The sequence below is a fragment of the Chryseobacterium scophthalmum genome, from assembly GCF_900143185.1.
GTDB lineage: Bacteria > Bacteroidota > Bacteroidia > Flavobacteriales > Weeksellaceae > Chryseobacterium > Chryseobacterium scophthalmum.
Genome location: NZ_FSRQ01000002.1, coordinates 877,098 through 896,575, shown reverse-complemented (window position 1 = coordinate 896,575; position 19,478 = coordinate 877,098). Strand labels below are relative to the sequence as shown.

At 34.2% G+C, this 19,478-nt stretch carries 15 protein-coding genes and 1 riboswitch; of the genes, 3 read left to right on the top strand and 12 right to left on the bottom strand.

All coding sequences use genetic code 11. The features are described 5' to 3' along the window. Positions 1-106 precede the first annotated feature (106 nt). Positions 107-538 (bottom strand): hypothetical protein, encoded by a 432-nt coding sequence (locus BUR17_RS14385; RefSeq protein ID WP_074231022.1) that lies wholly within the window; start codon positions 536-538, stop codon positions 107-109. Positions 539-549: 11 nt separating this feature from the next. After that, on the bottom strand, positions 550-1,218 hold the full coding sequence (gene folE, locus BUR17_RS14380; protein WP_074231021.1) for a GTP cyclohydrolase I FolE: 669 nt from the start codon (positions 1,216-1,218) through the stop codon (positions 550-552). Between the two features lie 99 nt (positions 1,219-1,317). Between folE and BUR17_RS14375 the strand changes: the two genes are divergently transcribed. After that, complete coding sequence (locus BUR17_RS14375; RefSeq protein ID WP_074231020.1) at positions 1,318-2,469, top strand: hypothetical protein; 1,152 nt, start codon at positions 1,318-1,320, stop codon at positions 2,467-2,469. A 209-nt stretch (positions 2,470-2,678) separates the two neighbouring features. Then, on the top strand, positions 2,679-3,365 hold the full coding sequence (locus tag BUR17_RS14370; protein WP_074231019.1) for a hypothetical protein: 687 nt from the start codon (positions 2,679-2,681) through the stop codon (positions 3,363-3,365). 42 nt (positions 3,366-3,407) lie between these two features. On the opposite strand, the gene metF is transcribed toward BUR17_RS14370, so the two are convergent. The 7 genes from metF to BUR17_RS21250 all read right to left on the bottom strand — a co-directional run bounded on the left by metF (position 3,408) and on the right by BUR17_RS21250 (position 13,327). Further along, complete coding sequence (metF, locus tag BUR17_RS14365) at positions 3,408-4,367, bottom strand: methylenetetrahydrofolate reductase [NAD(P)H] (RefSeq protein WP_074231018.1); 960 nt, start codon at positions 4,365-4,367, stop codon at positions 3,408-3,410. Between the two features lie 75 nt (positions 4,368-4,442). After that, on the bottom strand, positions 4,443-7,109 hold the full coding sequence (metH, locus tag BUR17_RS14360) for a methionine synthase (protein WP_074231017.1): 2,667 nt from the start codon (positions 7,107-7,109) through the stop codon (positions 4,443-4,445). 4 nt (positions 7,110-7,113) lie between these two features. Then, positions 7,114-8,205 (bottom strand): fatty acid desaturase family protein, encoded by a 1,092-nt coding sequence (locus tag BUR17_RS14355; RefSeq protein ID WP_074231016.1) that lies wholly within the window; start codon positions 8,203-8,205, stop codon positions 7,114-7,116. Positions 8,206-8,273: 68 nt separating this feature from the next. Further along, positions 8,274-9,284, bottom strand: coding sequence for a homocysteine S-methyltransferase family protein (locus tag BUR17_RS14350; protein WP_074231015.1), 1,011 nt, complete (start codon positions 9,282-9,284; stop codon positions 8,274-8,276). Between the two features lie 212 nt (positions 9,285-9,496). Then, positions 9,497-10,657, bottom strand: a complete 1,161-nt coding sequence (locus tag BUR17_RS14345) for an O-succinylhomoserine sulfhydrylase (RefSeq protein ID WP_074231014.1) — start codon at positions 10,655-10,657, stop codon at positions 9,497-9,499. A gap of 134 nt (positions 10,658-10,791) precedes the next feature. Beyond that, positions 10,792-12,333 (bottom strand): ACT domain-containing protein, encoded by a 1,542-nt coding sequence (locus BUR17_RS21255; RefSeq protein WP_074231013.1) that lies wholly within the window; start codon positions 12,331-12,333, stop codon positions 10,792-10,794. Between the two features lie 55 nt (positions 12,334-12,388). Further along, positions 12,389-13,327, bottom strand: coding sequence for an alpha/beta fold hydrolase (locus tag BUR17_RS21250; RefSeq protein WP_228418749.1), 939 nt, complete (start codon positions 13,325-13,327; stop codon positions 12,389-12,391). 64 nt (positions 13,328-13,391) lie between these two features. Continuing rightward, positions 13,392-13,503, bottom strand: a riboswitch (SAM riboswitch). A 186-nt stretch (positions 13,504-13,689) separates the two neighbouring features. Between BUR17_RS21250 and BUR17_RS14330 the strand changes: the two genes are divergently transcribed. Beyond that, the gene (locus tag BUR17_RS14330) at positions 13,690-16,302 is read left to right on the top strand and encodes an MGH1-like glycoside hydrolase domain-containing protein (protein WP_074231011.1); all 2,613 of its coding nucleotides are present in this window, start codon (positions 13,690-13,692) and stop codon (positions 16,300-16,302) included. 99 nt (positions 16,303-16,401) lie between these two features. On the opposite strand, the gene BUR17_RS14325 is transcribed toward BUR17_RS14330, so the two are convergent. The 3 genes from BUR17_RS14325 to BUR17_RS14315 form a co-directional block, all read right to left on the bottom strand. Next, positions 16,402-16,827 carry an OsmC family protein gene (locus BUR17_RS14325; protein ID WP_074231010.1) on the bottom strand — a complete coding sequence of 142 codons (426 nt, stop codon included), beginning with the start codon at positions 16,825-16,827 and terminating at the stop codon, positions 16,402-16,404. A gap of 24 nt (positions 16,828-16,851) precedes the next feature. Continuing rightward, on the bottom strand, positions 16,852-18,174 hold the full coding sequence (locus BUR17_RS14320; protein WP_074231009.1) for a DUF58 domain-containing protein: 1,323 nt from the start codon (positions 18,172-18,174) through the stop codon (positions 16,852-16,854). 167 nt (positions 18,175-18,341) lie between these two features. Beyond that, positions 18,342-19,286, bottom strand: a complete 945-nt coding sequence (locus BUR17_RS14315) for an AAA family ATPase (RefSeq protein WP_378087488.1) — start codon at positions 19,284-19,286, stop codon at positions 18,342-18,344. Between the last annotated feature and the right edge of the window lie 192 nt (positions 19,287-19,478).

Sequence of the window (19,478 nt, the reverse complement as noted above, 5' to 3'; positions counted from 1 at the left end):
TACAGTTTCACATATTAAAAGAAAGAAATCTTTTAACACCAGCATTCACAGCAACAACAAATAATGGTTGTGATGAATATCTGATTTGAAACTTTTTTAAATTTTATCATTTCTTGATTATTTTTATCAATTTGAGATCATTGTTTTTTTGTACTCCTATTCTTGCACTATCCAAAAAACTATGCCCAAACTTAGCCGTAATACTGTTGTTCATCTGTGTTTGATAGCAAATTTTGCTTTCTTCAAGTTTATCTCTCTCATCAGGTAAGCAAGAAACAGGATATTTTGTCTTAAATATAACTTTAATGTTCTTTTGTTTCAAAATATTTACAAAATCAATATTTTTTGATTTATCATCATTTAAATATTGATATTCATAAAAAACGTATTTCTGTTTTTCGAAATCTGCTTTTGCAAGCTGACGGGCTTCGATACAAGTGGCTATTTTGCTCTTTTCTTTTCCGCAAGAAACAATTCCCAATAAAATCACAACAAATTTCAGATTGCTTTGTCGAAATAAAGGTGAGAATCTGTTCATTTTTCAGGTATTTAATAATCCAGTTTTGCATGGCTTCCTACATAATGTAGAAACTCTTGTCTCGTAATTGGATTGGTTCTGAAAATCCCGCTCAATTCTGCCGTAATTGTAGAACTTGCCGTATCTTTTATTCCTCTGCAATTTACACAAAGATGTTTAGCATCAATAATACAAGCGACATCTTTTGTTCCCAATGCTTCTTTCAACGCATCTACAATCTGCATCGTCAATCTCTCCTGAACCTGTGGTCTTTTTGCATAATAATCTACAATCCTGTTGATTTTTGAAAGACCAATTACCTCACCGTTTGAAATATAAGCAACATGCGCCCTTCCTATAATCGGTAAAAAATGATGTTCGCAGAAAGAGTAAACCGTAATATCTTTTTCCACCAACATTTGGCGATATTTGTACTTGTTTGAAAAGGTAGAAATTCCGGGTTTGTTTTCGGGAAGTAAACCTCCGAAAATTTCGTTAACATACATTTTCGCAACTCTTTTCGGAGAATCTTTCAAAGAATCATCGGTCATATCGAGACCTAATGTTTCCATAATCTCACCAAAAAGCTCGGTAATTTTTTCTATTTTTTCCTGTGGCGATTTCTCAAAAGCATCTTCACGGATTGGGGTATGCTCTTTTCCTGTAAAAATATCATCATCGTTATCGGTAAAATCAACCATTTTAAATAATTTTTCAACAAAAATACGGATAAAATCTTTTCGGCTATTTCAATTTATACTGAAAAATATTACCTTTCGGTTTTATTCTGTTAAAAAGTTATGATCACTGTTGAAGAAGTACAAAATACCCATCAAAAAAAGGAGTTTCTCGATTTCCCAGCAAGACTTTATCAACATGACAAAAATTATATCAGACCTTTAGACAAAGACATTAACGAAGTTTTTAACCCTGAGAAAAATAAATTTTATAAAAACGGAGAGTGTGTAAGGTTTTTATTTAAAAAAAAATCTGAAACTGTAGGGAAGATTGCTGTTTTCATCAATAAATCTTACGAACAGAATCAACCTACCGGCGGAATTGGTTTTTTCGATTGCATCAACGATCAGGAAACTGCCAATTTTGTTTTTAATCATTGCAAAAACTGGCTTCAGGAAAAAGGAATTGAAGCGATGGACGGACCTATCAATTTCGGGGAACGTGATAAATTTTGGGGACTTCTAACAGAAGGTTTTATAGAACCTTTATACGGAATGAATTATAATTTTCCTTATTATAAAGAGCTTTTTGAAAATTACGGGTTCAATATTTATTTCGAACAATTGTGTTTTTCAAGACCTATTTTCGCAGAAGTTTCAAGAGTTTTTACCGTGATGCATGCGAAACACAGTAAAAATCCTGAGATTTCGGCAAGACCGATGAAAAAGAACAATTTGGAGAAATTTGCAAAAGATTTTACCTTAATTTACAATAAAGCTTGGGCTTCACACGGTGGAGGAAAGTGTTTAGATGAATCAAAAACTCTGAAAATGTTTAAAACAATGAAACCAATCATTAATGAACATATTTCTTGGTTCGTTTATGAAAATGAAAAACCTGTTGCCATGTGGATGAATATTCCGGATCTGAATCAATGGTTTAAATACCTGAACGGAAAATTCGGAATTATTGAAAAATTAAAATTTTTATGGGTTAAAAAATTCAAAAAGAATGAGAAAATGGTGGGTCTCGTTTTCGGTGTGGTTCCTGAATGGCAGAAAAAAGGTATTGAAGGATACATGATTTGGGAAGGAACTCAGCATCTAAGAAAGCACACTGATTTCAAAACCACTGAATTACAATGGATTGGTAATTTTAATCCTAAAATGATAAAAATCGCAGAAAATCTTGATACGACTGTTACCAGAAAACTGGCAACTTACCGGTATCTCTTTGATAGGGATAAAGAGTTTGAGAGGCATCCGGAATTGTGATTTAAATTATTAATATTATAAAATTTAAATCGAGAGATGTTTATAATTTTTAAAGATTCAATACAATCCTGATTCTCAAATTAACAATATTTCAAATCATTTAGCGTTTACATATTATAAACTCAATCAAAACACAAAAAAAACAAATATAACTCCACACCTAATGAATTTTATTTGTAGATTTGTATTGTATATAAAATTATTTAAAAATGAAAAAGATAGTTTCAAGCATATTATTTTTGTTTGCAATAGCAATTAACGCTCAAGCCAACTTTTCTTTAGCAAACAATGGACAGTTTTTACCCCAAGATAATGCAATTTTTAATAAAGTAAACTCTCCAAGCGCTGGCAAAAATTTGTCTTATAGTGATATCCAAGGAAGCCCTTATTATAGCAAAGGATATATTGTGGCTAAATTTTCTGGATCAAATGAATCTGCTCCAGCTAAATATAATAGTTATAATGATGAAGTTGAATTCATGAAAGAAGACAAGCCATATGTTCTTCCAAAGAATGAAAATTTTTCAACAGTGACTTTTACAACAACTAAAGAAACTTTAGTACGATTAGAAACTAATGATGAACTATCTGGCTACTTTTTCGAATTAGTAAATGGAAAGAACATTCTATATAAAAAAGTTAAAACTAAATTTATTGATGCAGTAGTTGCAGTAAACTCTTACGCAACTGATAGGCCAGCTGTATTTAAAGCTTTAGATCCTATTTATTACATCAAAACAGAAAATGGGTTTATAAAAAATCCGAAAAACAAGAAAGAGATAATTGATCAATTCGCAGATAAAAAAGAAGTACTCAATACTTTCTTCAAAGAAAATAAAATAAAATTTGATAAGGAGGAAGACTTGAAAAAATTAGTTACTTTCTTAAATCAATAAAAAACAAAAATACGGCTGTTCCAAATGAACAGCCGTATTTTATTAAAACAACTCTCCTGCTATTTTTTTAATATTATCGCTTTTCCCCATCGAGTAAAAATGCAGAACGGGAACCCCAAAATCTAATAATTCTTTACATTGTGCAATTGCCCATTCAATACCGATTTGTTTTACGGCTTCGTTATTTTTAGCACCTTCAACAGCATTGATCAAATCTTCAGGTAAATCTATTTTGAAAACCTGTGGCAATAATTTTAAATGTTTTTTTGTTGCAATCGGTTTTATTCCCGGAATAATTGGAACTGTGATGCCCATTTCACGAGCTTTTTTCACAAATTCTATATATTTTTTATTATCAAAAAACATTTGCGTTACGATATAATCTGCTCCTGCATCTACTTTTTGTTTCAGCCATTTTAAATCATAATTCATTGAAGGAGCTTCCATATGTTTTTCTGGATAACCAGCAACTCCGATGCAGAATTTGTTGTGTTCGTCACAAATTTGTTCATCATCATGGAGGTATTTTCCGCGACCTAAATTATTGATCTGATTGACTAAATCCATCGCACTTGCATGACCTCCTAAAGTCGGCTCAAAATACTGGTGACCTTTCATCGCGTCGCCACGAAGAGCCATAATATTATCGATTCCGAGATACATACAATCTACCAAAAGATATTCTGTTTCTTCTTTTGTAAAACCTCCGCAAAGCAAATGCGGAACAGTATCAACTCCATATTTATGTTGAATTGCTGAACAAATTCCCAAAGTTCCAGGACGCATTCTGGTAATTCTGCGTTCCATCAAACCATTTCCTTTGTCAATATAAATATATTCTTCTCGGGAAGTCGTTACATCAATAAATGGCGGTTTAAATTCCATCAAAGGGTCAATATTTTTATATAAATCTTCAATTCCGATTCCCTTTTGAGGCGGAACTACTTCGAGGGAGAATAAAGTTTTTCCGTTTGCGTTTTTTATATGGTCTGTGATTTTCATTTAATAATAGTAAGTTTTAATTTTTTAAAGAATTTTTTGATTTTGCGGCGGCTTCGCCGCCGCAAAATCAAAAAATTAAATTCCGTCTGCTAAATTTGGAGAAAGCCATTTCTTAGCCTCTCTCAAAGAAATTCCTTTTCTTTCTGAATATTCTTTCACCTGCTCTTCTGTGATTTTTCCTAAACCAAAATATTTCGCATGCGGACTTCCAAAATAATATCCTGAAACAGCCGCCGTAGGAAACATAGCTAAACTTTCGGTAAGGTAAACTCCAATGTTTTCTTTTACTTTTAAAAGATCCCAAATCGCATGTTTTTCTAAGTGATCAGGACATGCGGGATAACCAGGCGCAGGACGAATTCCTTTATATTTTTCAGCAATTAAATCTTCGTTGCTCAAGTTTTCCTGATTGGCATATCCCCAATATTCTGTACGGACTTTTTTATGCAGAAATTCAGCATAAGCCTCTGCAAAACGGTCGGCGATGGCTTTTACCATAATGGCATTGTAGTCGTCATTATCTTTTTCGTATTGATCTGATAATTCATCAGTTCCGAAACCTGTTGTTACACAAAAAGCTCCCATATAATCGGTTTTTCCGGTACTTTTTGGGGCAATAAAATCACTTAACGCCAGATAATCTTTTCCTTTTGACTTTTGAACCTGCTGTCTTAAGGTTAAAAATTTAACTTGTTCCTGATTATTTTCATTATAAATCAAAATATCATCAGTTTCGTTTGAATTGGCTTTAAAAATTCCAAAGATGGCTTTTGCTGTTAATAACTTCTCATCAACAATTTTCTTTAGAATTTTCTGTCCGTCTGCAAATAGTTCTTTGGCTTGTTCACCTACAACCTCATCTTCAAGAATATTCGGATATTTTCCATGCAAATCCCAACTTCTAAAAAATGGAGACCAATCGATGAACGGAATCAATTCTGCTAAATCCTGATTTTCAAAAACCTGAATTCCTAGTTGATTAGGAGTGAATATTTCTTCATTTTCCCAATCAATTTTAAATTTATCAGCTCTTGCTTGTTCCAGAGAAACGTACTCTTTATCAACCTGTCTGTTCAAAAACTTTTCACGAAAATCTGAGTAGTCATTTTTAAGATCGTCTACATATTCTTTATTCCGATCTCCCAAAAGAGAACTTACGACATTTACCGCTCTGGAAGCATCATTCACATGAACGACAGCATTTTTATATTTTAAATCTATCTTAACTGCAGTATGCGCTTTTGAAGTAGTTGCACCACCAATCAACAAAGGAAAATTAAGATTCTGCCTTTCCAATTCTGATGCGATGTAGACCATTTCATCCAAACTTGGCGTAATCAATCCACTTAAACCAATAACATCAACTTTATGTTCAATTGCTGCTTGTATAATTTTCTCAGCAGGAACCATCACCCCTAAATCGACAATTTCGTAATTGTTACATCCCAAAACTACGCTCACAATATTTTTACCAATATCGTGAACATCGCCTTTTACGGTTGCCATTAAAATTTTCCCGTTTGCTTTCTGTGCCTGATCTTTTTCAGCTTCGATGAATGGCTGCAAATATGCCACTGCTTTTTTCATTACACGGGCAGACTTTACAACCTGTGGAAGAAACATTTTTCCGCTTCCGAACAAATCACCAACGACGCCCATTCCGGTCATCAGATTAACTTCAATTACATGAAGTGGTCTCTCAGACTGTAACCTCGCTTCTTCTACATCTTCTTCTATAAAACGGTCTATTCCTTTCACCAAAGAATGCGTAATTCTCTCCTGTAAAGGATGAGTACGCCATTCTAATTCTTCAACTTTTTCTTTTTTAACTGACTTATTCCGTTCAGAATAATCTAAAAGACGCTCCGTTGCATCATCTCTTTTATCAAGAATTACATCTTCAACGAGTTCTAAAAGTTCTTTATTAATTTCATCATAAACCTCGAGCATTGCAGGGTTTACAATTCCTATATTCATTCCGGCCTGAATGGCGTGATAAAGAAAAACCGAGTGCATCGCTTCTCGTACTGTATCATTTCCTCGGAAAGAAAACGAAACATTAGAAACTCCTCCACTCACCGAAGCATAAGGAAGGTTTTGGCGAACCCAACGTGTTGCTTCGATGAAATCGATTGCGTTTCTACGGTGTTCTTCCATTCCGGTTGCCACCGGAAATATATTTAAATCGAAAATAATATCTTCTGCAGGAAATTTAACTTCATTAACCAAAATATCATAAGAACGTTTGGTGATTTCAAGTCTTCTTTCATAATTGTCAGCTTGACCAACCTCATCAAAAGCCATCACAATAACGGCAGCTCCATATCTTTTGATTGCTTTGGCATGTTTTACAAACTCTTCTTTTCCTTCTTTTAAGCTGATAGAATTCACTACACATTTCCCCTGAACAACCTGAAGACCTGCTTCCAAAATTTCCCATTTGGAAGAATCGACCATAATTGGAATTTTGGAAATATCCGGTTCAGAACCAATCAAATTCAGGAATTTAATCATGGAAGCTTTTCCATCAATCAAACCGTCGTCAAAATTAACGTCAAGAATCTGAGCTCCACCGTCAACCTGATCTCTGGCAATATCTAAGGCTTCAGAAAATTTTTCTTCTTTTATTAATCTTAAAAATTTTTTAGATCCGGCAACATTCGTTCTTTCACCAACGTTGATGAAATTTGATTCCGGAGTAATAATCAGAGGTTCAAGCCCTGATAATCTTAAATATTTCATTTAATTATTCTTCTAAAATAAAATAAGCGTTATTCGCATTTTGCTTCAGCAAATCAACATGTTTGCCTAAAGCAGTAAAAATTGGAAATCGCTTGTAACCCAGATTATATTCTCTGGCAAACTGCTCAATTTCCTCGGTGATTTCGTTATAATACATATAACTGTAATTCGGAAAAAGATGATGGGCAACGTGAAAATTGAAGTTTCCTAACATGTTTCTCACAAACCAATTATTTTCTTTTAAATCATTCGTAACTTCCAATTGATGGCGAAGCCAACTGAACGGAAGTGCATTTTTTTCATCCAATTTCGGAAAAGCATTATCTGGAAGCGGATGCAAAGGCAACAACACAAAAAGTGCAAAAATACTTGCTGCAATCACCTGTAAAAACCAAGCTCCCAAAGCTAATCCTATGGAAACTTTAAAAAATAAAACAGGCACGGCAATCTGATAAAAAAAGTAAAACAGTTTGAAACTTATCATCTTAATTTTTTCTGAAACCGGAATTCTTCCCTGAGTTTTCAGAATCACCCTTTCATTATCAAAAAAATCTCTAAAATCTCTGATAAACATCCAGTTAAATAAATAAAGCGGATACACCAAAAAGAAAAAGAAATGCTGATATTTCTGAATTCCTTTTGCTTTAATCCATGGAACGATTAATAAAAGTCCGCTCTGTTCGATGTCGGTATCCCAACCGTCAACATTTGGGTAAGCGTGATGAGCTGCAATATGTCTTTTTTTCCAGATGTATGAGTTAGCTCCCACAAAATCAAAAATCTGCAATACAAGACTGTTCAGTTTTTTGCTTTTAAAAATATTATTGTGAGCTGCTTCGTGAATTAAATTCAGATAAATTAAAACCAGAGAGATTCCCATCAGCACAAAACTAGAAATATAAATCCACGGCTGATCTGCATTTAAAAGAGCAAATAGATACAAGCCAAAATAGATCAAAGGCAAAATAATGGCTTTGATCTTAATGTAAACATCTCTGTTTGGGGGAAGTTTTTCTACTCGCTGGTTCACTCTTTTTCTTAATTCATTAAACAGTTTGGCGTCGTCCGGATTTTTGAGATAAATTGGCTTTTCCATGGGATCGTTGTTTTTGTATTTAAAAAAAGTATTTTGTGTACTCGTTCTAAATTTTCAACAATCAAAAATCATACAAAATTTTTCACTTTTCTTGGTTCGTATTTATCAACTAAATCAGCGATTGCTTTGATGTGTTCCGGCGTTGTACCACAACATCCACCAATAATATTGATCAATCCTTTTTCTACATATTCTCTAATCTGCTCAGCCATAAATTCGGGAGATTCGTCATATTGCCCGAAAGCATTTGGTAAACCTGCGTTAGGATATGCCGAAACAAAAAAGTCTGAATTATGCGCTAATGTTTCTAAATAAGGCGTTAATTGATTTGCTCCCAAAGCACAGTTGAAACCTACACTTAATAAATTTAAATGCGAAACTGAGATCAAAAAAGCCTCTGCGGTTTGTCCGCTCAACGTTCTTCCTGAAGCATCGGTAATCGTTCCTGAAACCATGATCGGGATTTCAATTCCTCTTTCTTCCTGAATTTCATCAATTGCAAATAATGCAGCTTTTGCATTCAAAGTATCGAAAATTGTTTCTACCAAAAGTATGTCTGAACCGCCGTCTAACAAAGCTTCTGACTGTTGTTTATAAGCTAATCTTAACTCTTCAAAAGTAATCGCACGATAACCAGGGTCATTTACATCCGGACTTAAACTTGCCGTTCTATTCGTAGGACCAATAGAGCCGGCAACGAATCTTGGTTTGTCCGGATTTTTAGCGGTGAACTCATCACAAACTTTTCTGGCAATTTTTGCAGACTGGTAATTCAGTTCGTAGACCAACTCTTCCATGTAATAATCGGCCATCGCAATCGTAGTTCCGGAAAATGTATTGGTTTCCAGAATATCGGCTCCAGATTCGAGGTATTTTCTATGAACCTCTTCAATTGCTTCGGGTTGCGTAAGAGAAAGAAGATCGTTGTTTCCTTTTACTGGATGCTCCCAATCTTTAAAACGCTCGCCACGGTAATTTTCTTCTTCGAATTTGTATCGCTGAAGCATGGTTCCCATCGCTCCGTCGAGAATTAAAATTCTTTCGGATAATGCTTTGTATAGTTGTTCTGAATTTTTCATTTTACTTTTTTTGAAATTGTTCTTTTCATTTTAATAGGATTTTATCCTATTCTGATTTAAATCGTCCTTTCAGGACTCTTTATTTATTTCAAACTTTTTATTTCTAAGCCTTGTCAAGGCTGGTTTTACGCTGAATCTCTGCAGCCCGACTTGAACGAGATCCTTCGACAAGCTCAGGATAAATTCAGGCGGATAAAGCTGCTCAAATTAGTTTAATCTAATGCCTGCTTTAAATCTGCAATAATATCTTCCACGTTTTCTAAACCTACCGAGCAACGAACCAAACCTGCAGTAATTCCTACTTCATTTCTTTCTTCATCGGAAAGCTTGGAATGCGTTGTTGATGCAGGATGCGTGACAATCGTTCTGGTATCTCCCAAGTTTGCAGAAAGTGAGCACATTTTTATTTTATCTAAAAAGTTTCTGCCCCCTTCAATACCACCTTTTATTTCGAATGCAACAACATTTCCACCTAATTTCATTTGTTTTTTGGCAATCTCATAATTAGGATGTGATTTTAAAAACGGGTATTTTACCAAATCAACATTTGGATGGTTTTCTAAAAACTCAGCAACTTTTAAAGCATTTTCGCAGTGTCTTTCTACACGGATTGCCAAAGTTTCCAAGCTTTTAGATAAGACCCATGCATTGAAAGGCGACATTGCTGGTCCGGTATTCCTTGCAAAAAGATAAATTTCACGAATCAAATCTTCTCTACCAACCGCTACTCCACCCAAAACACGACCTTGACCGTCAATTAATTTTGTAGCCGAGTGAACAACGATATCTGCACCGTATTTTATCGGTTGCTGTAGATATGGAGTTGCAAAACAGTTATCCACAATGAAAATAAGATTGTGCTTTTTTGCAATCTTTCCGAAAAATTCTAAATCTAATACTTCAATCGCAGGATTGGTCGGCGTTTCCAGATATAAAATTTTCGTATTGGACTGAATGTATTTTTCAACATTTTCAGAATCCTCTGCTTTGAAATAAGTGGTCTCGATATTCCATTTTGGGAAATATTTTGTGAACAACGTATGCGTAGAGCCGAAAACCGACTGACAGCTTACGATATGATCACCCGCATTGAGCAGAGTGGCAAAAGTTGAATAAATTGCCGCCATTCCCGTAGCGAAAGCATAACCTGCTTCTGCGCCTTCCATTTTTGCAATTTTATCGGTGAATTCTGTAACATTAGGATTTGAAAATCGGCTGTACAGATTTTTTGATTTTTCTTCGGCAAAGCTCGCTCTCATATCTTCCGCATCTTCAAAAACAAAGCTTGAAGTAAGGTATAAAGGCGTAGAATGCTCGTCAAACTGAGTTCTTTCAGTTTGGGTTCTTATGGCTAAGGTTTCGAAATTTTCCATATAGTTTGAAAATGTAACAATGTATCAGTTTAACAATATAACAATAGGATTCTTCTTTTCACTTTCTTTCAATCAGAATGACAGTTGTAATAAATATTGGTAAACTGTTACATTATTAAACTGTTATATTAATATTATTTAGTTTCACTTAATCTTAAGATATCTCCGAAAACGCCTCTTGCTGTTACTTTTGCTCCAGCTCCGGCTCCCATGATGACAATTGGGTTTTCACCATAACTTTCGGTATAGATTTCAAAAATAGAATCTGAACCTTTCAACTGTCCCAAAGCCGAAGTTGCAGGAACTGAAATCAATTTTACATCCAGGTTGCCTTTTTCTTTCTGTAGATCTCCATGCAAATCTCCAACGTATCTTAAAACGTGACCAGGCTCCTGATTTTTCTTAATTTTATCGTATTCATCATCTAAATCTTCCAATCTTGAAAGAAATTCCTGTTTTGAAATAGAAAGTAAAGCTTCCGGAACTAGGTTTTGGATATTGATGTCATTAAATTCATTAATCAAATCTAATTCTCTCGCCAAAATCAATAATTTTCTCGCCACATCGTTTCCTGATAAATCTTCTCTTGGGTCTGGTTCTGTGAAACCTTTTTCTAAAGCTTCATTGACGATGGTTGAAAATTTATCATCTCTCAAAGAGAAGTTATTAAAAACATAACTCAATGTTCCTGAAAAAACACCTTTTATTCTTGTAATATTTTCACCGGAAAGGTGTAAAAGTTTTATCGTATCAATTAAAGGCAAACCTGCACCAACATTGGTTTCATACAAATAACGCTTGTTGTTTTTGTTCAACGTATATCTTAGTTTACGATATTCTTCGATTGGAAGTGTGTTGAAAATTTTGTTTGAAGAAACTAAATCGAACCCGTTTTCTGCCAAAGCATGGTAGTTTTTAACAAAATCTGTACTTGCTGTATTATCAACAACAATTAGATTTTCAAGCTGATTTTCTTTAGAGAAATTAATTAATTCGTCTACATTAGAGGTTTTTTCAGAGGCAAAAACCTCATTGCTCCATTGGTTGTCAAATCCTTTTTTGTTGAAAGCAATTTTTCTTGAATTAGCAACAGCAACTACTTTCAGATGTATATTTTTTCTTCTTTTAATTTCTTCCGAAGAATGTAAAACCTGTTCTATCAACGTTTTCCCCACATTTCCGTGACCGATAATTGCCAAGTGAACTGTTTTTGGTTTTTTGAAAATTTCAGATTCAATGATATTTTTAGTTTTCTCATCCTGAGAAGATGTCACAACAATATTGATACGTTTCTCGCTTGAATTCTGGTTTAACAACAATGGAAAAACGTTATTTCTTGCCAGTTCAGAAAGTATTTTATTTAAATCCTCTGCCACAAAACCAATAACAGAAACATTGTTGATACTATAAATCTGGGTAACTTTTCCTGATTTTCTTTCCGTAGCAAACTCTTCGATAAGACAGTTTACTGCTTTTTCAGAATCATCTTCGTGTACCAAAATTGACAATCCGTTTTCTACCGCCTGTTGAGAAATTATTCCTACACTGATACGCGCAAATGTAAGCGCTTTAAACACTCTTCCATCAATCCCTATTTCACCTAAAAAATCTTCTCCTTCAAATTTGATGATCGATCTGTTCTTTAAAAATTTTATTTCGTTTGCATTACTTTTCATCTGTAACCTTTTTTATTTTTTTTATAAGACAGAGTTACCTTAAACTCTTTTTTTCCTACAAAATGTTATTTATGATATTATTTAATTGACTGTATTCCATTAAGAAGGCATCGTGCCCATGAACTGATTTGATCTCGTGATAGAAAACATCTTCTTTATTTTCCTTTAGCTTTTCAAAGCCGCTTCTGATTTCAGAGGCAGGAAAAAATAGATCTGTATCTACAGAGATCATGTGCATTCGTGCCTGAATTTTCTTTAACATATTTTCGTTTGCATTAATATTCATTAGTAAATGATTCATCAGTTGATAAGATTTTAAACTAAATCTTTCGGCAAGAGATTTACCATGATAAGTCAGCCAGTCTTCAGATTCTAACTGTTGTTTTTCATGATTAAATTTATTTTGAAATCTTTCGTTTAAAGACTGAGGCGTTCTGTAGCACAACATTGCATGGACTCTGGCTTTTTGCAACGGTTCTTCATTTCCATTTAATAAAAATTTCTGAACGAGACATTGAGCATGCAACCAATCATGAGTTTTAGAATCACAGGCAATCGGAATAAAAATTTCAGCTAAATCAGGTTTTTTCGAAAGCATTTCCCAACCGATTCCACCTCCTAAAGATCCTCCAATCAGAGCGTATATGTTTTTAATATTTAAAGATTCAAGACCTTTCAGAAATATATTTGCAATATCTGAAGGGGTAAAATCTGAATATTCGTCAATAAAAAAATCGTCATATCCATTTCCGGGAATATTGAAGCAGAGTACAGTATATTTATTTGTATCAATTACCTGATTTTCGCCAATCAGTTGTTTCCACCAACCTTTTTCTCCGGCAACATTCGAGTTTCCGGTTAAGGCATGATTTATCAAAATGATGGGTGCTGAAAAGAGTTCTTTCCCAAAAAGCTGGTAGCTTAACGGGATATGATATTCTCTCTGAGAATCGGTTTTGTACAAAAAATTAATATGTTGCAGTTCTGTTTTCAAATTATATATTATTAAAAATAAATTTGAAAATGCCATGAGAAGAATGGCTGAAAAGAACTTCAGTAAGTTATCTGTCCAAAATAAATTTATTTGGTAGAACGTAGCACCTTCTCTGCTTGCGCAAAGGGTTGCTAAGGTTTCACAGGGTCTAATCCCTCAACCTTTCTTGATAACATTTTCAATATGTAAATGAACGAATGGTGCAAAGATAAAACTTTTTATTTTAAAAATTAAAAAAAATTAACAAATAATACCAAACGTAATCGCAGCAGGGTTTTGAGAAGGTTGTTAATAATTATTCAGATTAAAAAAATTGGAATTATTTATCAAAAAAATTAACTTAGCAATGAAAATGGCTGAAAATGAATATCGAAAAGCAAAGATTACAAGATAAAGACTGGAAAAACTGGGGACCTTATGTAAGCAACAGACAATGGGGAAATGTGCGTGAAGACTACAGCCCCAACGGAAATGCTTGGCATTTTGCCAACCACGATATTGCAGAAAGCCACACGTATCGATGGGGAGAAGAAGGAATCGCGGGGATTTCGGATACCAAACAACTTTTTTGTTTTGCTCTCTCATTTTGGAATAAAAAAGATAAAAGAATAAAAGAACGTCTTTTCGGCTTGAGCAATCCGCAGGGAAATCACGGAGAAGATATTAAAGAAATTTTCTACTATCTTGATAATACACCTACTCACAGCTATATGAAAATGGTGTACAAATATCCTATCAACGAATTTCCATACGACGAAATTGTAGCAGAAAATGCAAGACGCACCAAAAAAGAACCTGAATATGAACTTTTCGATACCGGAATTTTTGATAAAGATGAATATTTCGATATTTTCATAGACTACTGTAAATCTGATGCTCATGATATCTTAATTCGTGTTACGGTCTGTAACCGAAGTAACCAAGCTGCCCCGATTGTTATTTTACCTACAACTTGGTTTAGAAATAACTGGAAATGGGGTTATAATGAATACAAAGGTCAGGTAGAAAGAGGAAAAGAAGGCTGCATCAATGTGGTTCACGACAGTATTCCTATTAAAAAGTTTTATTCAAAAAATAAAAATGCAGAACAGGTTTTCTGTGAGAATGAAACCAATCATCCTAAACTTCATGGCACTCCGTCTGTTGAAAATACTTACTATAAAGATGGAATCAACGATTATATTATTCATCAGCAAAATACTGTAAATCCTGAAAGAAAGGGTACAAAAGCAGCCTTCATCATTGATGAAATTATCGAAGGAGGTCAATCTGAAGTTTTTGAATTCAGGTTGTCACCGTATGATATGGATGATGCTTTTTATCAGTTTGATGATATTTTTAATGCAAGAATTAATGAAGCGAATGAATTTTACGATGAAATTCAGCAGGATATATTTAATGACGATGAAAAAAATGTGCAGCGACAAGCTTTTGCAGGACTTCTTTGGAACAAACAATTCTATCATTATAATGTAGGAAAATGGCTGAAAGGCGACCCTAATTATGAAGCTCCGAGAGATTTTAATCATTATGTAAGAAATACAGAATGGGAACATCTTCACAATAAAGACATCATCTCAATGCCTGATAAATGGGAATATCCTTGGTATGCAACTTGGGATTTGGCATTCCATTGCGTTCCTTTTGCCATTATTGATGCTGATTTTGCGAAAAATCAATTGCTTTTGCTTACTAAGGAATGGTATATGCATCCGAACGGACAAATGCCCGCTTATGAATGGAATCTGAGTGATGTCAATCCGCCTGTTCATGCATGGTCGTGCTTCAGGGTTTTTAAAATTGATGAAAAAACAAACGGAAAACCAGACCTTTTATTCCTTGAAAAAGTTTTTCAAAAACTATTGTTGAATTTTACCTGGTGGGTCAACAGAAAAGATAAAAACGGGAAAAATATTTTTGGCGGCGGATTTTTAGGACTAGATAACATCGGTGCTTTTGACCGAAATATGGAACTGAAAGACGGTGAACATCTTGAGCAAGCCGACGGAACAAGCTGGATGGCCATGTATGCGCTCAACATGATGCGAATTTCTATGGAATTGGCTCAATATTATCAGGTTTATGAAGATATGGCCATCAAGTTTTTTGAGCATTACCTTTATATTGCCGAAGCCATGGAAAACATGGGTGAAGGAAAAGAAGGTCTTTGGAATGAAGAAGACGGCTTCTTTTATGATGTTTTACAGTTGGCAAACGGAGAAAGTGTTTCTTTAAGGCTGAGAAGTATTGTAGGCTTAATTCCTTTGTTTGCAGTTGAAATTATCGATCATCATTTGCTCAGTAAAATGCCTAATTTCCGAGAGAGAATGGATTGGGTTTTAAAAAATAAACCTGAACTGACTTCTTTAGTTTCTCACTGGGATGAAGAAGGAAGCGGCAGAAAACATTTGATGAGTATTCTTCGTAAAAACCGACTTACAAAAGTTCTGACAAGAATGTTGGACGAAAAAGAATTTCTAAGTTCTTACGGAATTCGTGCAATGTCTAAGGTTTATGAAGAAAATCCTTTTGTGTTCACAGTTCATGGTAATAAAAATGTTGTTTATTATACACCTGCAGAAAGCGATAGCAGAATGTTTGGCGGAAACAGTAATTGGCGCGGTCCGATTTGGTTCCCTATCAATTTCCTGATTGTTGAAAGTTTACAACGTTTCCATTTTTATTATGGAAACAGTTTAAAAGTAGAATTTCCTACCGGAAGTGGCGAAAAGAAAAATTTAGATGAAGTTGCCCAAAATATCAGCGGAAGACTCTGCTCTATTTTTCTGAAAGATGAAAGCGGACAACGCGCTTTCAACGGCGGGAATTATAAATTTAATTACGACCCAAATTTCAAAGATTACATCACATTTTATGAATATTTCCACGGAGATAATGGTCGCGGAGTTGGAGCTTCGCATCAAACAGGATGGACTGCAACTGTGGCAAAACTGATGAAGCCGAGACTAGCTTAGTTGGGTTGGAGAGCTTGAGTGAAGTAGTGTTTGAGAGTTGTTGAAAATATTTTCTTATTCAATAATTCTCAAACACTAAAACTCTCCCACTCTATTGCTTTATCCCTCAACTTTTTCTCCGTTTACAAAAACTTCATACCCGATTTCTACATTAGGTTCTAAAGTTTTTGAAACCGAACAGTATTTTTCGAAAGATAATTCGGATGCTTTCAAAGCTTTTTTAGGATCGATATTTCCTTCCAATAAAAACTTTACATTAATTGATTTGAATGGTTTTGCATCATCTACAGCAACTCTTTCGCCTTCTACCTCAGCTTTGAATCCTATAATTTCCTGTCTTTGTTTTTTCAAAATTGAAACCACATCAATTCCGCTGCATCCTGCAACTGCCATCAAAACACTTTCCATTGGTGAAACCCCTTTTGCTCCCAGTTGAGAGGTATTATCTAACAAAATTGAATTTCCCTGAGCATTGGTACATTCAAATAAAAAATCGTCGTTTATTCTGTTTAAAGTAATTTTCATTATTGCTTATTTCTTATTGCAAATCTACAAAATCCCTCTTGCTTTTATTTCAAGATATTTATTAATCACGTCAACATTCAGATTTTCGGGAAGTGTGTAGACTGAGTAAATTCCGTATTTTCTTAATTCCTGAATGATGAGTTTCTTTTCAAACTCAAACTTTTCGGCAATGATTTCATCATAAATTCCCTGCATACTTTCAGGATGGGTATTCATCAGTTTCTGTATCTCCGTGTTTTTAAAGAAAACTACGACCAGCAAATGGTTTTTGGCCATTCCTCTTAAGTATTTCATCTGTCTGTTTAAACCATCCAAAGTTTCAAAATTGGTAAAAAGCAAAACCAGACTTCTCTGATTGATGGAATATCTTACATCCTGATACAATCTGTTGAAATCGCTTTCAAAAAAATCGGTTTTAATGTTGTATAAAGCTTCAGAAATTTTTCTTAATTGTCCTGATTTATTTTCGGCAGCAACTTTATTTTCAGCTTTTTTTGAGAAGGTCATCATTCCAGCTCGGTCACCTTTTTTCAGAATAATATGTGACAAAGCCATTGTCGCATTGATCGAATAATCGAGAAGACTTAAGCCGTTGAAAGGCATTTCCATCGTTCTTCCTTTATCAATCAAAATAAAAATACGCTGCGATTTTTCGTCCTGAAACTGATTCACCATCAAACGATTGGTCTTTGAGGTCGCTTTCCAGTTAATCGTTCTCACATCATCACCGGGAACATATTCTTTGATTTGCTCAAACTCCATTGTGTGTCCCAGTTTCCTGATTTTTTTGATTCCGCCTAATAAAAATTCGTTCTGAAGTGCCATCAGTTCATATTTTCTTAAGTGAACAAACGACGGATAAGAAGCCAAGGAAGTATCTTTCTGAAATATAAATCTTTTTGAAATGAAACCAATCGGTGACGAAGCATAAACATTTAAAGCTCCGAAATTATATTCCCCACGTTCTTTTGGTTCTAAAAAATATTGAAATAATGTATTTTTTCCTGATTGAATTTCCTTTCTTATCAAAAAATCTCTCTTTTGAAATTGAAAAGGAATTTCATCAATAACTTTTACATTAATTTTAAAACTGTAATTGTTTTTAATATCAACTTTCACTGCATTTTCATCACCATTTGATAATTTTTCAGGTAAAATTCTTTGTGCTAAAACAGCATCTTTATCTCTGAAAATAAGCAAATAATCAACAAAAACAGTAAGAAAGATCAGCAATAAAAGACTGTGTCCTAAGATCATAAAAAACGGAAAGAAAAACGCTAAAACATAGAGCATTCCTACACCGATGAGTGCGAAAAAAAAGCGGATATTGATGTATAGTCTTTTCAAGGTTGCAGATTTTAGGTTTTTTATTTCTATAATTATTAACCGTTTAGTATTTAAAATTAAGCTGAATCTTTGTCATTCCGGAGGAATCTTAATAAATTTTGTAGAGATACTTTCAGCATGACAAACATAATGTTCATCGACATTCTGAAATTATTATTCCCTGCAACTTACCTAGGAATCTCTATTCCTTCCAAAATCTGTCTGATAATTTCATCGGCAGTTAAACCTTCCATTTCTCTTTCCGGCGAAACGATTACTCTGTGTCTTAACACGGCATAACTTGCTTCTTTGATATCTTCGGGCGTTACAAAATCTCTCCCTCTCAGTGCTGCAAAAGCTTTTGAAGCCGTTAATAATGCCAAACTTGCTCTTGGTGAAGCTCCCAAATACAAAAACTGATTTTCTCTTGTATTGATGATAATTTTGGCAATATATTCGATCAGTTGAGACTCAACAATAATTTCTTTTACCAATTTCTGATAATTATTTAACTGTTGTGCCGTAATCACTTTGTTTACCGCTTCAGTCTTATCTTCAAGTCTGTTGTCATGTTGATTCTTTATAATTGCAACTTCCTGTTCCAGATTCGGATAACCTACATTGATTTTAAATAAAAATCGGTCAAGCTGAGCTTCCGGAAGTCGGTAAGTTCCTTCGTGCTCGATTGGGTTTTGAGTAGCAACAACAAGGAAAGGTTCATCCATTTCGTAACGGGTTCCGTCAATTGTAATCTGTTTCTCCTCCATTACTTCAAACAAAGCCGCCTGAGTTTTTGCAGGAGAACGGTTGATCTCGTCAATCAAAATAAAGCTTGAGAAAATTGGTCCTTTTTTAAATTCAAATTCAGAATTTTTCATACTGAAAATTGACGTTCCCAAAATATCAGAAGGCATTAAATCCGGTGTAAACTGTATTCTGCTAAAATCTACATCAATAGTTTTCGCCAATAATTTTGCCGTAATGGTCTTTGCAACTCCCGGAACGCCTTCAATCAAAACGTGACCGTTGGAAAGTAAAGCTGCTAAAAGATGTTCGACCATATTTTCCTGACCGACAATTACTTTTGCAATTTCCGTTTTTACTTTATTTAAATTTTCACGAAGCTCAATCATATCAATTCTCGATTCAAATTGGCTCTGATCTTTTGATTCTTTATTTAAATTAATAGAATTTTGATTTGTTAAATTTTGTTCTTCGTTATTTTCCATTCTATTTTGTTTTTATTATTTTGAACGTTTCGCTCCTACAGAGCTCATTTTCACATTTCTATTTTTTTTCTACAAAGGTCAGACTCCTACGGAGCC

Bases quoted from the DNA above. Each gene is read 5' to 3' on its own strand.
- BUR17_RS14385 (WP_074231022.1), bottom strand. From the start codon at position 538: ATGAACAGATTCTCACCTTTATTTCGACAAAGCAATCTGAAATTTGTT.
- folE (WP_074231021.1), bottom strand. From the start codon at position 1,218: ATGGTTGATTTTACCGATAACGATGATGATATTTTTACAGGAAAAGAG.
- BUR17_RS14375 (WP_074231020.1), top strand. From the start codon at position 1,318: ATGATCACTGTTGAAGAAGTACAAAATACCCATCAAAAAAAGGAGTTT.
- BUR17_RS14370 (WP_074231019.1), top strand. From the start codon at position 2,679: ATGAAAAAGATAGTTTCAAGCATATTATTTTTGTTTGCAATAGCAATT.
- metF (WP_074231018.1), bottom strand. From the start codon at position 4,367: ATGAAAATCACAGACCATATAAAAAACGCAAACGGAAAAACTTTATTC.
- metH (WP_074231017.1), bottom strand. From the start codon at position 7,109: ATGAAATATTTAAGATTATCAGGGCTTGAACCTCTGATTATTACTCCG.
- BUR17_RS14355 (WP_074231016.1), bottom strand. From the start codon at position 8,205: ATGGAAAAGCCAATTTATCTCAAAAATCCGGACGACGCCAAACTGTTT.
- BUR17_RS14350 (WP_074231015.1), bottom strand. From the start codon at position 9,284: ATGAAAAATTCAGAACAACTATACAAAGCATTATCCGAAAGAATTTTA.
- BUR17_RS14345 (WP_074231014.1), bottom strand. From the start codon at position 10,657: ATGGAAAATTTCGAAACCTTAGCCATAAGAACCCAAACTGAAAGAACT.
- BUR17_RS21255 (WP_074231013.1), bottom strand. From the start codon at position 12,333: ATGAAAAGTAATGCAAACGAAATAAAATTTTTAAAGAACAGATCGATC.
- BUR17_RS14330 (WP_074231011.1), top strand. From the start codon at position 13,690: ATGAATATCGAAAAGCAAAGATTACAAGATAAAGACTGGAAAAACTGG.
- BUR17_RS14325 (WP_074231010.1), bottom strand. From the start codon at position 16,827: ATGAAAATTACTTTAAACAGAATAAACGACGATTTTTTATTTGAATGT.
- BUR17_RS14315 (WP_378087488.1), bottom strand. From the start codon at position 19,286: ATGATTGAGCTTCGTGAAAATTTAAATAAAGTAAAAACGGAAATTGCA.